We start from the raw sequence: 17,286 nt of genomic DNA on the forward strand, positions 1-17,286 counted from the left end.
AAAATAAATTTGACGATCTTTAAAGGGTTATATTTAAAGAACATTTCTATATAATTATAAATAAGGGTAATACAAATGTCCAAGCAATTGCTATATTCGTATTTAGACTTGTATAAATCATATCGTTATGACTAAAAGTAATAATCAAAATTGAGTTTTATCACACATCGACCAAAATTTATCACTTTTTTCTATAAATCCCTTACTTTCGCTATTTGCGAACGTTTATCAACTTCTTATTTTTCGTACTAAATTTTCCTCATTCTCAATTGTTATACTAAAAGTAGCACTTTCATTATTATTCATCTAATTTTTATCCTTATATATTACATTTTCTTATAGTAGTGGTTATTTCATAAAAGTGCTATAATTTATGTATATAAACGTAATTCGAAAGGAGCTTTCACATGAAACTCAATAAATTGTCCCTATCTCTAGCAATTACATTGGCACTAGGATCTACATTTGGCATGGCTCATGCACAAACTACGGCAACAGCTACGAAAGCACCTGTTGCAACAAGCACAAAAGCATCTACACAAGCACCGGCTCAAAAGACTGAAGTCCCTGCAAAAGCAAAAGAGGTTTTACCTGCTGGCGTATATCCAGACACAAAAGACAACTGGGCTCGCGACGCTATTCAAGCAATGACAGAGGCTGGTTACTTATCAGGTTATGCAGATAATACATTTCGTCCTGGTAAAAGCATCACACGCGAACAAGCCGCTACTATTTACAGCAAAGTATTGCAACACAATATGAACGAGCAAGAGCTTGCTGACCTAGTAACAAAAGAAAATGGTATTTCTTATACGGATATCGAAAACGACCGTTGGTCTAATACAGCTATTAAATTAGTAGGCGCAGCTGGTGTTATGGAAGGTACTACAAAAACTACTTTTACCCCATCTAAAGCTATGGACCGCGAAGAATTCGTTGCCTCTGCAGCTAATTTAGTTAAGAAAATCAAACCTGATACACCTGTAAAATTTGAAAAGGTTACATTTAAAGACGGTGCAAGCATTTCTAAAGCTTATGTAGCGGATATTGAATACATGGCACAACGCGGCTATGTAGCATCCGGTGCAACTACAGATTTTAATCCTAGTCAACCTGTCACACGTGCACAAGCAGCTACTATCTTAAATCGTATTTTAAATGGCGAAACTGCTCCAGTTCCTAGCAAGACAACTGCTACCAAGGACGATGTAAAGCAAGATGCTAAAAAAGTGGAAAACAAAGCTAAAGCTGTAGAAAAAGACGTTGAAAAAGACATTAAAGCAGACGCAAAAAAGGCAAAAGCGGATGCAAAAAAAGCAGAAGCAGCTGCAAAAGCAGATGCGAAAAAGGTAGAAAAAGAAGCTAAAGCTAATAAGACTGATAAGATTTCCGAATCTAAAGTTGAACAAACACCTCGCATCGTTCGCCCTGTACGTCGTAGCACATTAAAACCACTCGATCAAAAACAACAAGATGCATTGGAAAACAGTGTTTTCACACAATTAAACAAAACATATAGAACACCAGAAGCATTCCAAGACTATGGTGTTATGTACTGGCGTGATAATCAATTACATGTAGCATTAAAATCCAATGCAGATATGGATACTGTAAAGGCTAATTTAGCAAGCCAAGGTAATTCAACAATTAATAACTACGTTGTTGTAGAGCCATCCCAATACAGCCAAACTGAATACGATGTAATCGAATCTAACTTCCGCAATTATTACAGCAAAAACGAAAAAGGCGGCAATGTGATTGCCATCTTCCCAGATGTGGAAAACAATCAATTATATGCTGTGGTTAGTACTGCAAGCAGAGAAACACAACAAGGTATTTCCAAGGTATTCGGTTCCAAAGTAAAAATGACTGTAAAACGCTAATTACAATTACGCGTAAACCCAACTCATGTATTACCAATAACCCCTAAAAACAGCGTTTTTTAACGCTGTTTTTGGTATATCTACAACTATGATTAGGAAGGATATGTATGCAACAAAGATCTAAATACACATTACGGGCCCTCATCCTGTCCGCTTTAATTACCACATCTGGAATGGCACTTGCCGCAACAACTGAAACAGCGGCGCCTAATACAACGCAACCAACGGTAACGGCTACAGCAGATACATCGGCTGTAGCAATTGGGTCTGCCAATACTACCGTTGTAAATCAACAATTACGTTCTGGCGTTGTTACATCGCCAAAAGATATTCAGGATGTGCGACCATATATCTTTTCCGATGTACCAAGTGATTTTTGGGCCGCCAAATCAATTAGTGCAGTAGCAAAAGCTAAATTGATGAAAGGCTATTCTGATGGTACATTCCGACCTAATCAACCGATGACTCGTGAAGAAGTAGCCTCTCTATTCAACAATATCACCGATGATGGTGAGGCGGCATTCATTTCTAGTCACTTTAAAGATATTACATCTGACCGTTGGTCTGCTCTGGCTATTGAATCTGTAGCTAGAAAGAATATCATCTCTGGCTATGGCGATGAAACATATAAACCTGAAAAATTCATGTCTCGCCAAGAGTTTGCTGTCGTAGCAGATAATTATCTACACTATTTAGGCTATACTACAGATGATCCTACTGTACTTGATCAGGTGGCTTACGGAGACCAAAAATTCGTGGCTCCTTGGGCGCAAGATGCGGTTCGTGAAATGGCATACTTAGGATTTACTAACTACGCACCTGGAACGATGTTTAACCCTGAAAAATACGTTACTCGTGCAGAGGCCGCAGAAATCTCTTATCGCATGACACAAACACCGCAGGCATTGGCATTCCATAACGCATTATATCGTCAACAAGTGGAAAGAAAAACAGCGTCTATCATTAGCCAAGCCCTTCATTATGAACAAGACTTTACACAATTTAGAAATGATGGGGCCCTCTTCTGGAAAGACGGTAAATTGCACACTACCGTAGTAGAGAAAAAACAATTTGATATTGTTAGTACAGCACTAAAAAATGCCCAAGATCCACAGCTTGATATGGCTCTTATCTTGAGCCAAGGCAAATTGACACAAGCCCAATTAGAGGACTTCCAATCTGATGCATTAGCAATCTACGAAGCAAAAGAGCCTCAAGGCAAAATCATCAGTATTCTACCTAATGATGATGCATCTGTATTGGTCATCACTGCTGATTCTGTACAAGCGGGTACAACAAAAGCATTTAAAAAGAAATTTGGCAAAAATGTAATGCTTCAAACGCCACCTACGGAAACTCCGGCTACAACCATTCAATTCCCATTGCCATTAAAACCAACTAAATAATCTATTAGGCAGCCCTTTGGGGCTGTCTTTTTTCAGCAAATTTTCATCGCACAAAAAAATTCCCTCCGCCTCTAGGCGGAGGGAATTTCTCGTAAGTATTAAGTTGTTTGCCACATAAAACAGTCTGTTTACCCTTTTGGTGCCATGCACCTTGCATTGTTTTCAATACAGACACATATAGTTAGTTATGTTATTTGGTCACATCATTTTGACGGTCACGCAAATTGCCAACTGGCACATACACAGTACCAGCACTATGGATTGTATCCACATCTTGTTGAAGAATCATTACTACTGAATAATCTTCTGTTGTGTAGAATTCAGATGGCATCTTGTCGAATGAAACATCCGCACCAACTGCATCTTTCACTTGTTGATTATTGTTAATAGCATTAACGAGTTCTTTCTTATTCAATCCACCAAGATCATACAAGGATAATTGACGACCTGTTGTAGTATTGAACGTAAAGCCTTTTACATAATTTACACCATTTGCATCACCATCACGCATTGTATAGGTGTGAATTAAAACACTAAAGATACCGTTTTTATCCGTTTTTACATCATAGTACATGATGACATTCGTCTTATTAGCATCTTTTTCATTTAATTTTTGAGTATCATTTTGAACCTTGGAAACGTATTTCTTAATCGTTGTATTGATGGTCTTTTCAACGATAGGGCTAACAGATTTAACCGTTGGGAATACGAGTTTCAAATGATCTGTAGTCGCATCTACGGGAGATACGCCTACCTCTTTACGATCCATATAGCGATCTGCATTTGGTGCTACTACTTCGATAGTACCACGATCAGTTTTGTTAGCTACGGAACGTAGTTTTTTGTTTTGCTCAGGTGTAGCTGTGCTAGAAACACGATACGTTACATCGTAACGATCGTTTTGAGTTTCTATAACCGCACCATTATCCTTTGTTACAGGAATCGCTTCGCTAGCGGCTGCCAAAGATGTGAGTGGCAATGCGGCAGCCATCATGATGAGAACAGTCTGTTTTAATTTCATGGTTAACCTCTTACTTTGCTTGTTCTTGCTCTGCTTTCATAGCAAGAGCTTCTTCTTTATCGAATTTGTGAGTTACAACACGACGAACAAGGTAGAGACCAGCGAAAATGAAAGCAAGTAGACCTAACCAACCAGCTGTGCTTTCAAATTCAGGACCTACTAATTGAAGTGGAGATTCTCCACCACCAGTTGTAACTGACAATACAATAATAACAGCTATGATTACACCAATCAAGCTTTCACCAACAATCAAACCGGACGCAAATAGAACGCCACGACGATTGGATTGTTCCACATCGTATTCAGCCAATTCGCCAGCACGCATTTTAGCGCGAGCAATGAGATAACGGCCTACGAAATAGCTCATGAAAGAACCAACAATTAAAGGTACTTCCAATGTTGGAGGTAAATAGATACCCATACCAACAGCCAATGGAGGTAATGTTAAGGAAGCAGTTGTGCTCTTAAGAATTACGTTAACAATGATAGCTACGATACCAACAACAACACCAATCAAGATGTAATTCCAATCCATGCTAGAGTTGAAGATACCTTGTGCGATTGTAGTCATCAAAGTTGCTTGAGGAGCAGACAATGCAGCATTTGGATCCATTTCAGCACGAGGTAAAGCGCCTGTGAAGCCATATGCTTGGTATAACAAGTTAAGAACTGGAGCAATTGCAACTGCACCGGCTACGGAACCAAGTAACAACGCAATTTGTTGACGCCAAGGTGTAGCACCAACGAGTTGACCAGTTTTCAAGTCTTGCAAGTTATCGTTAGAGATAGATGCAATGGCGATAACTACGGATGTCATGAAGATAGCCATAGCTGTAGCGAATTGAACACCAGCCTCTGTAGCGAACAAGTTATTTTCAGAAGCGATGAAGTACACCACTAGAGAAGAAATAATAGTCGCCAAGATACCAATACCAGAGATTGGAGATGCAGATGTACCAATAAGACCTGCCATGTAACCACAAGCTGCTGCTACGAAGAAGCCGATTAATAAAGCTACTACAACGCCTACAACAACAAGAGTCCACATTAAACCTGCACTAATAGGTACAGCGGATACGAAATCCCAGAATGTAATAACTAAGCCTACGAGAATAACGGCAAATGTTAAGACTACAGATTTTGTACTCATATCTGTATCCATACGATGCAATTCACGTTCAGCAGCACTGCCACTCATGGATTGTAAGGAAATTTTCATACCTTCGATGATAGGTTTAATCAAAGTAATCAAAGTCCAAATCGCTGCGATACCGATAGCACCAGCACCGATGAAACGAACTTTTTCTTTCCAAACGCCCATAGCGAATTTAGCAGTTACGCCACCATCTGGAGCAAGTGCATTTGTCAAATAAGGTACAAAGCCAGCCCAAGCGATGAGAACACCAACTAGGATAGCGATACCAGATGCGATACCGATAAGGTAACCAGCACCTAACAATGCGGTGGAGAAGCCCAATGGAATTTGAGTAATACCTTTACCAACAGGGAGCCAGAAGCTCATGCTGTCGCCAAGTACTTTAAAACCATTTGCACAAAGACTGATGATACCAGCTACAGCACCACCAGATACGATGTCTGTCATACCGGAACCAGATTTGCTAGTTTCACCACTGTGAGAGCCTACTTTCAAAATTTCAGCTGCTGCACGGCCTTCTGGATATGGTAGGTCACTATTCACTACCATAGCACGACGCAATGGAATGGTGAATAACACACCGAGAGAACCACCGCATGCGCAGATCAAGAATGTTTGCCAGAATGGGAAACCTTGCCAATAGCCAAGCATTAATAAACCTGGCAAAATAAAAATAATTGCAGATAAGGTACCAGCCGCAGATGCTTGCGTTTGTACCATGTTATTTTCAAGAACGTTAGAATCCTTGAAAAAACGTAAAATCGCCATTGAAATAATGGCTGCCGGGATGGATGACGAGAATGTCAACCCGACCTTCAAACCTAAGTATACGTTAGATGCTGTAAAAATTAGGGTAATCAGTGCCCCTAGTAACATCCCACGAAACGTAAGTTCCGGCAAATGAAGGTCATGGCTCATAAAATCGTGTTTCATAAGTACTTACCTCCGCTAAAAAAAATAACTATAAGCTATCTCCATTTTAACGTGTTAAAGCGATGTTGACAATAAAAATCCCTATATTCTGATTATGTATACACGGTAGAAAATAATATGTACCAAAAAACTCCCACTACGCCGCCCCATCCATCGTCCTGTCATTATAAAATTTTGAGAACCTTTAACCTTTCACCTGTATAAGAATACTATGTATAAAGGTAATTATATCCCCTTAATTATATCTAATTGGTATTTATTATCATTTTCTATTATATTTTTTCTTTTTTTAGCATATAATAAAAAAGAACCGACAATATGGTCGGCATGTCTTTTAAGGAGGTTGTAAACATTATGGAAACAAGAATTGAATATGATTCAATGGGACCAGTCGAAGTCGACGCTAGACGAATTTACGGACCTCAAACGCAACGCTCGTTCAATAATTTTAAAATCGGTGATCACCGCATTCCTATTGAACAAATCAAAGCGCTTGCGCTTGTAAAAAAAGCATGTGCTTTAACTAATGCTAAGTGTGGCGCAGTAACTGAGGAAAAAGCAAAGCTCATCGCTCAAGTAGTAGATGAGATTGTAGACGGCAAATGGGATGATGAGTTCCCGTTAACGGTATTCCAAACAGGTTCTGGCACACAAACTAATATGAATGTGAACGAGGTAATCGCTCACCGGGCTAAACAGTTAGATGAAAGCAACCCGCTCCATCCTAACGACGATGTAAACCGCGGTCAAAGCACAAACGATACATTCCCTACGGCAATGCATATCTGCGCGTACTTTGAAATTACAAAACGCGTAATCCCTGCATTAGACGGACTTATCGCATCCTTCGAGAAATTGCAAGAAAAAGGTAAAGGCTTGCAAAAAGTTGGTCGTACACATCTACAAGATGCAACTTTCATCATGGTGGACCAAGAAATCAGCGCCTTTGTGGACGGCTTAAAAACTGCAAAAACTATGCTCGTTCAAAACGCTGACTACCTACTCGACGTAGCCCTTGGCGGCACTGCCGTTGGTACAGGTGTGAACACACCTAAGGGATATCTAGACGTTATGGAAACTGTATTGCCAGAGGTAACAGGTGCTCCATTCCGCGTGAAGAACAATAAATTCCAAGGACTCGCTCTTAAAGATGCGTTCATGATGGCTCACGGTGCACTTAACACATTGGCTACGACACTATTCAAAATCGCTAACGACGTTCGCTTCTTAGGCTCTGGCCCTCGTTGCGGTTACGGCGAATGGCATCTACCTGAAAACGAACCGGGCTCCTCCATCATGCCAGGCAAGGTAAATCCTACTCAATGTGAAGCCTTGACCATGGTATGTGCCCAAGTATTTGGCCATAATACGACTATGACGCTCTGTGCAGGCAGCGGTGCGTTCCAATTGAACGTGTACATGCCTATCATGATCTATGACTTTGTTGAAAGCTGTCGCCTCCTTGCAGATGCGATGAAGTCTTTCACAACACACTGTATTGACGGTGTAGAATTTGTACCTGACAAACTCAACTTCTTTGTAGAACAATCCCTCATGATTGCTACATCCTTAACACCATACATCGGCTACGATAAGAGTGCTAAGGTCGTAAAAGAAGCATACAAACGCGGTTGCTCTATCAAGGAAATCATCTTGGAAGAAAAACTCATGACCGAAGACGAATTTGCTGAAGCAGTTCGCATGAAATAAAGCTCTCACATCTCTTTGACATATCTATAACATCCTCTCATATCTCAAATGAACGGAAAATAAAAGGACGCTATAGTCTTGAATCCTTCAGTAAAACTTATTACTGAAGGATAGACTATTGCGTCCTTATTATTTTGTTCTCTCTTTTCTGTCTTTATAATTTATAATTTCTTTTGCCAAACACCGAATACATTCAACAATCTTAGAATCAGTTTTTAATTTATTTATATCATCTATAAATCTATCTTTTACATCACTAATTACTGATGTTTCTTTAAAATTGATTATAGCATCTCCATCTTTAAATTTATCGTTACCCATAGTATTATAAGGTCGGGCTTGAGAGTGTTCATTATTCATATATACGAAAAAGTAAGAATCAGAGAAAACCAAATATCGTTTATCATTTATTAATTCAACTACACTAATTGCATCACGTTTTAAACTATCATTACTAAGTGGGTGATTATTAAAGAATTCATTAGTATCAGCAATAATACGTACTAATTTACAAGATTCAAAAACACTTTGTATAAGTTGTCTTAAATCATTATATATTTCAAATTTTTCTTGTATTACCTTTCCATCAGTTCCTAGAAAATCTAAAGTAAACTTAAATTGATTATTTTTTTCTTTTTTAATGATAACTTTATTTATTACATTAACTGGTATTATTATTTCTTTCTTATTAGCTAAAGTAGTTATCTCCTCATCTAAAATATGAATTTTAGATAAGTCTATAGTACTTTTTATAGATTTAAAATTAGAAAATAAAATTAATACTGTATATTCTAGTATATCAGAAAATTTCTTATTAACATCTAAAGTTTGCTTTCCCCATTCCAATGAATATTGGGGCTCTTTATAAAAACCTCTCAATTTCATTTCAATATTCTCTTTGATTTTCTTTAAACCAATGTCTTTAGTAAGCACCGATAATGTAGATATATCATCCATATATTGATTTAATAACGAAATAATTGCTTCACCATAATTTTTTGATTTAAAATATTTCTCAAATTTATCTTTATTCCAAGCGCTTCTACCTGTAAAAAATGATACTATAGACGCATAAATCTTATCATCAGATAAAATTTCTTCTCCAGATTGTTTTAGATATCCAAACAATATATTCTTGAACTCATTTCTGTACTTAACATTCAACTTATCAAAGAAATATCTATATCGACACTTCAGGTTACTAAAAAGTTGCTCTGTAAACCTTTGGTCTCCTAATTCTAATTTACCATTTTCAAATGGGTATAAATATTTACCATCTTCATCTACCAATTCTTTTAATAATTGGTATCTAAAATGATCATTTAAACGTACATATAAAGAACTAAGAATTTGAGCATTAAAAAGTGTATTATAAGAATCATTTACTAAATATTTATAAAGCTTTGCAGCCTCTTCATATTCATTAATACGCAAATTATAAAATGCACAACACTGTAAGACATCATTAGAATGACCAGAATATTCTATAGCTTGTCTCATTAATTTTTCTATTCTATTAATCTTAATCGAATCATTTGATAAATCTAATAATATATCTATATACTCTAGTGCACAACTTGCTGCAACTTGATCTTCCCTTAATAAGCCTTGCTCATTAATCTCCCAATATTTTTCAAAAGCATCTATCGCTATTTCTTTATAATAATTGCTCTTCAAATCCTTCCGTTCACGGTAGATTTTATTTGCCACACTACCTAAATAATACCAAAATGGTGGATATGCCTCAAAGCACTCTTTTATGGCATCCAACCGTTCATATCTACGTATAATATTAGAATCCAATAATATCCTATTATAATTTGTAATTTGTCGCTCTGTGAGTCGATACTTATCAGGAAATCCATATTTATCTGCAAGACGCCATGCTGTAGCAAATAATTCTCTACGCAATCCATTAAATTGTTCTATAGCAGCTTTTTGTAATTGCCATAGTTTATTATCTTTCTCCCTTTTATATTCATTCCTATTATTTCTATAATTCATATATCCCATACCCACTTGAGTAGCTATTGCTACACCTGTCGTCATGAGATTACCTCCCGCAATTAACATACCAAAATTAGGTACTGCTGACCATATAGCATTTCGAACTTGCTTATTATATTCCTCTTCAATAACAGATCTTTCAACCTTATCTATTCTAAAGAAAGTAATAACATCCAATATTTGTTTTATTATTAATAATAAAGGTTCATCCTTAGGCATAGCTTCTAAATTAAGGTTATTTAATATAGCCTCATATTCTTGTTCTAATACTATAAGATCCTCATAATCAATTATTTGTGATACTGATACTGTACATAAATTTAATGCATATGCAGCTCTACGTTTCTTCTCCAAATCAGCTATCATCAAACTCCCCCTTACTTTTTCCTGTATTTTTTATACTAAAATCTAAATAAATTGGTAAATGATCTGAAACCTTTTTAGTATATTGTTCAAAACGATTGCTAACCTCATCGTCTTTATAATTCTCATATGCCAAAACAACCCCATATTTCGGCATATGTATACCATGGTCTTCTAACATATTAAGATCAAAAGAAAAATGATCAAAATTATTTGCCAAATAATCTTTTGCCTCATAAGTTTTACTTTCATTAGATTGAACTGTTATTATATCTCTATCCAATGTATTATCAATTGAACGAACGGTTTTTCTTAATGTAGTTCTTTCAGAATTAACCGTTTCAATCCACATAGATTTATCCCCATCTATATAACCAATCAAATTATTAAAATCTAGACATTCAGATGGCCTTGCTACATTCTTCACATCCTGTAAATTCAAATTATAATCTCCTAATAAAAATGTATAGGATACCAGGTTTCTTGCATACTTATCTATACCTCGATAATCAACAACCATATTAGAAAATCGTTTATAAATGCCCTTAAGCAAGACTTGAAGTTCCAAATTTCTTAATTTAGTATAAGAGCTTATCTGCTCTCCATCCTGATTTGTCCTCAGTTTATCCTCATCTTTAATAGAAAAAACAATATGTGTATTAATTAGTCTAATTTCATAGTAGCGGTTTAATGGGGTGAATCTAGCAATCAAAGGTGGTCTTACTAACTCAAAAGCATGCCCATAATCAGCAATCCGTGGTTCAAAAATCTTTCCTTTCATATTTCTAGATAATCCAATCCGTTTAGTATTCCATATAAAAGCATATCCTTCTGCTGCCATATTACTAAATTTAGGTTTAGGCTGTGCCCATCTAGCTTCCCATGTATCACTTTTAAAACCCGCAATCTGAGCAGTGTATGCTCCCATTCTACTAACAGAAACATCTACAGGATTTTGATAGGAAAGTTCCCTTAACAAATATTTCAAAGCTTCTGGATGAAAAACTTCTTGCAAAGCAATAATATCAAAATTATTTTCTCGAATAATTTTGGCAATCATTTTTATGTCTTTTCTACTTTCCGCATCATTAGTACAATACACAGATTGTCTACTAAATTTTTCTATATTAAACGAAGCAATCCTTATTTTCATAATATGAGATATTCCTTTTAGATTAAATAATCTTCCTTCTCCTAAGTTTCCTAACAATTAATACTATTCGGAGTGTTTTTCTCCAAGCTGGTCCAGTTAAATTAGTTGGTATTAATGTTTGTATTGCTCCATTCGTATATTGTTTAAATAATTTATCTTCAATTTCATCCGATGTTATATCTTTATCTTTTGTAGCATATTTAGCACGTAGCTTATCAAATTGTTCTTGGAATACTTCAAAAAAGAAATTTTCTAATACTTCTATATCCTCTTGGTTCTGTAGACGGCTTTTATTTATACCTATACGTTTACATACATCTTTGACAATTTCCTTATATGTTACACCTTGATTCCCTCGTCCTAAATTAACGAGTGTATTTCCTCCCAAAAGATGTATTTCAGATTTTATAAAACTAACTAAGGCTTTAATATCATCAGTATTCAACTTATCTTCCCGATTAATTATTTTATCAGTAATAGCATTTATTCTTTGATAAACAACATCAATACGTTGATTTTGTTCTGATTTTAATATCGCTATCAATGGCTCTAAATCTTCAATAGATAATTCATCTAAAAACTTTAAATCTTCATCTTCTTCTAACCTCAATTTTATTTCATTATGCTTATTCTCAATAATTGTAACTATTCGATTCACTTTATCTGCAGCTTGTTCTTTTAAGATTTTAAAAGAGGCTTTCTTCATTCTATTTCCTAATCTATTTAACAATCTAACCTCCCTAACAAAGCTTCATTTTAATTTCATATTCAAATTATAGCACAATATAAATTACTATCAATTTAAAATTAGAGTAAATCAATAATAATATGAGCTACTAAATATTTTACTAATAAATTTGCACAACTTTTTATACTTTGAACTAGAGTTTACAAAAAACAGCTAGTTAATTAAAACCTAATCAACTAGCTGTTAACTCTATTATAATAGATTAATTTATTTACTGTGCCACTCCGTCAAAGAACGTAATAACCGTAATTTCTCTCGGACAGTTAATACGAATAGGGAACCAGTGTCCAGATCCGTTATTGACGTAGCATACGCTATTTTTCTCTGTATAGCGACCTTTTACATATGGTGTACCAATCGGTACCCAAGGCATACCAAAGAGAATAATTTGTCCACCATGAGTATGTCCGGACAAGGTTAATGGCACATTGCGTTCGATGGCTTCATCAAAGAATTCTGGATGGTGAGCCAACAGAATAACAAAGGCATTATTAGGAATACCGGACAAGGCCTTATCAATCATGGCTTCACGGTTTTCTTTACGCCGTTCATTGTCATAGGATACGCCAGTCATATAGACCGGCTGTTTACCACCCATGATTTGAATATTCTCATTAATCAGTACATTTAATGGCGTTTTAGTCTTAATATCATTGACGATTCTATTAACATCGTGATGAAATTCATGATTTCCCAAAATGTAATCTACCCCATCAGGAATTTGCTTTGCAAATACCTTTAAGCGATCACAGACTTCAGGTAACCATTGTATCTTATCGATAAGGTCACCGGTAATGACAACGCGGTTTGGGTGTTCTAATAGTGCTAATCGCAAGATTTCGTCAAAGTCATCTAAGTCGATGCTTGGCCCAATATGGATATCACTGAGTTGTACAATCTTATAGTCTGCAAGCCCTGGCGGTAGATTGGTATAACCAAAGCTTTCATGGGTTACAACGATTTCTCGTTGACCCTCATAGGCAGCATAACCAGCACCACCCATGGCAGCCAAAGGTACAAGGGTACCGACGGTTCTAAAGAAGGCACGGCGTCCTGTCCGTTCTTCGATAGGAACCTTATGGGAGATGCGGTTTACCAGTGCATAGATTAAGGCCAATACAATGAAAACTGGTATACACAAGAATATGGCGAATACTATGCCATAGCTTTCCGTTCTAAATAGATTGAGCCATTCATACCACGGTGTTCCGTATAGGTCAACTTGGTATAAGAAATAGTATCGTACCGCGCAGAACCAACCAGCGACTACCAAAATATAGGCCAGCCATGCAGGCCATAGTTTTTTCGGTTTCCATAAATAGAGGTACAATCCCCAAAAGCCTAAAAAGGCTATGGCTAGCACCACGAGAAACACAATATTTATAATTAATTGCATATACGCTCCTAACTGTATATCAAGTAATGGCTAATACATTGAGACAAAATCAGTGTTCGCCTCATAAATTTATTCTACAATAGGACATAATTCTGTCAATTTACCATGAGGTCCTGCCCAAGCATAATCGGCGAATTCCTCCCGTTTGATAAGCATCCAATCCTTCGGTAATTGCTTTTGTATCGATTCTATTGATGTATGGGATCCAGTATACAGCAAATCGCCTCGAAAGGCCTTCATAAACCATTTGCGATGAGAAAATACATGAGTTAATTCTTTCACAATAACTGGTTGCAAGGATAAACCAAAGCCCAATGCCCCTACGAGTTCAGTTAAACCAGATTCTGCCGCATCATAGGAATCTGCATTTTCTACAGATGGAAATTCCCACATGGAGCGCAACAGACCTCGATTAGGTCGTTTATGTAGCAAATAATAGTCGCCATAACTGAGGATGCCTACAAAAACAGGCACATCTACAACCTTTGTTTTCTTGATACGCACAGGCAATTGATCGGTTACATTATGTTGGTACGCATGACACGTATTAACAATGGGACACTCACCGCAACGTGGCGTCTTAGGGATACATACGGCTGAACCAAAATCCATCAAGGCTTGGTTAAAATCGCCTGGTCTATCATGAGGCAATGTGTCCTCTACAATAGCAGTTATGGCCTTCTTGCCCTTTGTACCCAAAATATCATCGAATATGCCGTACAAACGGGCATAGATACGCAACACATTACCATCAACGGCCACCTCTGGCTCGCCATATGCCATGGATAACACAGCGCCGGCCGTATAGGAACCGACGCCCTTCAAGGATTCCATATCCTTGCGATTATGAGGCACTACGCCGCCATAATTATTCACCACATCTTGTACGCCTAGACGTAGGTTCCGAGCACGGCTATAATAACCAAGGCCTTGCCAAGCGTGGACCACTTCATCTTCGGATGCCTTTGCCAACTCTTCTAATGTAGGAAACAAACGCATCCAATTATCATAATAAGGCTTCATCGCCTCAATGCGGGTCTGTTGGCTCATTACCTCAGACACCCACACCTTATAGGGGTCACCGCAGTCACGCCACGGCAAATCCCGCTTATTCACATCATACCACGCCAACAACTGTGGCACCCACTTGGGGTTATTCATTTCTTTCATAGTTCCTCAATATAGGTGTATGTGAAAGCACTACCTATACTTTCACTACACTCTATTCATTAATATATACATCGATACGAGCCAACAATTCACTTTCCATGACATTATCGACCTCTGTTAAACGCATGTCCTCAACATGACTGTTATCTGGACCAAAACGGATAGGCCCTTTCAACAACTTGCCCTCTAACAGCATAGGAAGCCACGTACGGTCCCCTTCCCACATATGCTCATAAGGGACATCGGCGAATGTAAACCAATGCGGCTCCATCTCGTCTGATTCAATGGGGTTTACATCGGTAACACGCACAAAATATACATAACCCACATGAGTTAGACTTTCATCATAAGGAAACTGAAAGTCAAAAAGGGCTACGCATTCTAGATCAGACGCATCAGCGCGTATGCCCGATTCCTCATATAGTTCGCGCACGGCGCATTGGCGAAAGCTTTCATCAGCATTGATTTTACCACCAAAACCATTATATTTATCAGCACCAAAGCCACGTTTCTTGCGGCCCAGCAAAATTCTATGTTGTTCGTCTATGGGAAATACCAAGGTTGTTGGTTTCATAAGACCTCCTATAATTTGGTAAGAATTATTATTATATTATACCATTATTTCATGTGTAATAGCGGCATTTATGGTATGATTAAGAGTATGAAATTGAAAGGAGGCGCACCATGAACGAACCACTTATTTTTGATATTGCCTTAGGCCGTACAAAGCCCGTAAATATGCGAGATGCAAGTGTGCGCTGTCCATTCTGCGACCGTTCTAAGCTAACAGATATTTTGGCGCAAGATGGCCACATCATTTGGCTCATGAATAAATACCCAGTTCTCAAGGATACATGGCCTACGGTTATTATCGAAACAGAAGGCGATCAAGGGGAATTATCTACCCTCTCTCTCGACGAAGCAACACGTATTATTCAATTTGGCATGGATAAATGGCATGAAACAATTAGCACCAAAGAATTTGAATCCGTTCTATTCTTTAAAAATCACGGCCCCATGTCTGGCGGTTCCATACGCCACCCACATAGCCAGATTATAGGCCTACGCACCTATGATTATCACGAGGATATTACCGTTGAAAACATGAACGGCTGGTTGTTACACGAAGATCAAGATATTCGTATTACCTTATCCAAACATCCTATTATAGGGTTCTTTGAATATAATTTACGTTTTAAACCAGATACACCTGCTAAATCTATTACCATGCGTTTACAACAAACTGTGCGCTACGTACTAGATAGCTTAGCAAAATATTCCCAGTCTTATAACTATTTCTTCTACCAACTAGAGGACGGTTACGAATATATCAAGGTAATTCCTCGCTATATTACAACGCCGCTCTACGTTGGCTATAAAATTCCACAAACATGCAACGATGAACGAGCTGCTAAGATTTTGCGGAATATTACCCCCTATTTTGAATTAAAATAAGAGTTCTCTACTACGAGTTCCGTACGTGAGAGAACTCTAGTAAGGATATATATGAACATTTACGCCATTGGAGACATTCATCTATCAGGTAATCCACCTACTAAGCCGATGAACATATTCGGTCCCCACTGGGACAATCATTGGCAACGTATAAAAGAACATTGGCTCACCACCGTCACCGATGAGGACATTACCTTTCTTGTTGGTGATATGAGCTGGGCTTTGCGCCTCGATGAAGCGCTTTATGACCTCAAGGAAATCGCTAACCTTCCGGGCCAAAAATTTATGATTCGTGGTAATCACGATTATTGGTGGTCCTCTGCCAACAAAATGAAAAAAGCCATGGGCGATGCTATTACCTTTTTACAAGGCCACGGTACGGCCCGTATCATCAATCTCACCACTCAGGTTAATGCTTTAACTGGTGAAAGCCAGTCCACCGAACAGCAATGCATCTTAGCCTTTGGTGGCACCCGCGGATATATTTGTCCTGATGATGCTAGCTTTGAACCAGATACAGATCAGTCTATCTATGACAGAGAAATTATGCGTACCGAAGCGGCGTTACAAGAAATGGAGCACGCTATCCAAGCATTGCAAAAGGAACACGGTAAAACAGAGAATACCGAGGAAATACTTCCTGTAACGCGGGTCCTCTTGCTACATTATCCACCATTTAACGAAAATAACGCCCCATCAGGCTTTACAGACCTCATGGAGCGCTACCAAGTCGATATATGTATATTCGGTCATTTACACGACCAGATGTCATTCAAACGAATCCCAACTACATTCGGAAATACTAAATTAGAACTCGTTTCTGCAGACTATGCAGAATTTAAAATACAAAAAATATTGTAATCAAGATTCTTATGTTACATCATA

13 protein-coding genes are annotated in these 17,286 nt (G+C 37.6%); 5 read left to right on the forward strand and 8 right to left on the reverse strand.

The annotated features are described in order from the left end of the window. Positions 1–407 precede the first annotated feature (407 nt). Entirely contained in the window at positions 408–1,883 is a 1,476-nt protein-coding gene (locus VTHSUH11_RS04730) for an S-layer homology domain-containing protein (RefSeq protein WP_105092804.1), read from the forward strand. Between the two features lie 107 nt (positions 1,884–1,990). Then, on the forward strand, positions 1,991–3,289 hold the full coding sequence (locus VTHSUH11_RS04735) for an S-layer homology domain-containing protein (protein ID WP_105092805.1): 1,299 nt from the start codon (positions 1,991–1,993) through the stop codon (positions 3,287–3,289). Between the two features lie 190 nt (positions 3,290–3,479). Here the strand turns inward: VTHSUH11_RS04735 and VTHSUH11_RS04740 are convergent, their stop codons facing one another. Then, on the reverse strand, positions 3,480–4,310 hold the full coding sequence (locus VTHSUH11_RS04740) for a polysaccharide deacetylase family protein (RefSeq protein ID WP_105092806.1): 831 nt from the start codon (positions 4,308–4,310) through the stop codon (positions 3,480–3,482). A 10-nt stretch (positions 4,311–4,320) separates the two neighbouring features. Then, positions 4,321–6,399: an OPT family oligopeptide transporter gene (locus VTHSUH11_RS04745; protein ID WP_105092807.1), complete on the reverse strand. Its 2,079-nt coding sequence runs from the start codon at positions 6,397–6,399 to the stop codon at positions 4,321–4,323. 354 nt (positions 6,400–6,753) lie between these two features. Here VTHSUH11_RS04745 and VTHSUH11_RS04750 point away from each other — a divergent pair, with 354 nt between their 5' ends. Next, positions 6,754–8,109, forward strand: coding sequence for a class II fumarate hydratase (locus VTHSUH11_RS04750; RefSeq protein WP_105092808.1), 1,356 nt, complete (start codon positions 6,754–6,756; stop codon positions 8,107–8,109). Positions 8,110–8,238: 129 nt separating this feature from the next. Here the strand turns inward: VTHSUH11_RS04750 and VTHSUH11_RS04755 are convergent, their stop codons facing one another. The 6 genes from VTHSUH11_RS04755 to VTHSUH11_RS04780 form a co-directional block, all read right to left on the reverse strand. Next, complete coding sequence (locus VTHSUH11_RS04755; protein WP_105092809.1) at positions 8,239–10,482, reverse strand: hypothetical protein; 2,244 nt, start codon at positions 10,480–10,482, stop codon at positions 8,239–8,241. Beyond that, positions 10,472–11,689, reverse strand: a complete 1,218-nt coding sequence (locus tag VTHSUH11_RS04760) for an exonuclease/endonuclease/phosphatase family protein (protein ID WP_146104610.1) — start codon at positions 11,687–11,689, stop codon at positions 10,472–10,474. The genes VTHSUH11_RS04755 and VTHSUH11_RS04760 overlap by 11 nt, the downstream gene beginning before the upstream one ends. Then, a complete protein-coding gene (locus tag VTHSUH11_RS04765) occupies positions 11,655–12,362 on the reverse strand; it encodes a hypothetical protein (RefSeq protein WP_105092811.1) in 708 nt (235 codons plus the stop codon). The genes VTHSUH11_RS04760 and VTHSUH11_RS04765 overlap by 35 nt, the downstream gene beginning before the upstream one ends. Before the next feature lie 229 nt (positions 12,363–12,591). Beyond that, a complete protein-coding gene (locus tag VTHSUH11_RS04770) occupies positions 12,592–13,776 on the reverse strand; it encodes a metallophosphoesterase (protein ID WP_105092812.1) in 1,185 nt (394 codons plus the stop codon). A 69-nt stretch (positions 13,777–13,845) separates the two neighbouring features. Then, positions 13,846–14,946, reverse strand: coding sequence for an A/G-specific adenine glycosylase (gene mutY, locus VTHSUH11_RS04775; protein ID WP_105092813.1), 1,101 nt, complete (start codon positions 14,944–14,946; stop codon positions 13,846–13,848). 52 nt (positions 14,947–14,998) lie between these two features. After that, a complete protein-coding gene (locus VTHSUH11_RS04780) occupies positions 14,999–15,520 on the reverse strand; it encodes an 8-oxo-dGTP diphosphatase (protein ID WP_105092814.1) in 522 nt (173 codons plus the stop codon). A 110-nt stretch (positions 15,521–15,630) separates the two neighbouring features. Between VTHSUH11_RS04780 and VTHSUH11_RS04785 the strand changes: the two genes are divergently transcribed. Further along, the gene (locus VTHSUH11_RS04785; protein WP_105092815.1) at positions 15,631–16,401 is read left to right on the forward strand and encodes a DUF4931 domain-containing protein; all 771 of its coding nucleotides are present in this window, start codon (positions 15,631–15,633) and stop codon (positions 16,399–16,401) included. A gap of 51 nt (positions 16,402–16,452) precedes the next feature. Next, positions 16,453–17,262: a metallophosphoesterase gene (locus VTHSUH11_RS04790; RefSeq protein ID WP_105092816.1), complete on the forward strand. Its 810-nt coding sequence runs from the start codon at positions 16,453–16,455 to the stop codon at positions 17,260–17,262. Positions 17,263–17,286 lie beyond the last annotated feature (24 nt).

The sequence above is a fragment of the Veillonella tobetsuensis genome, assembly GCF_002959935.1.
GTDB lineage: Bacteria > Bacillota > Negativicutes > Veillonellales > Veillonellaceae > Veillonella > Veillonella tobetsuensis.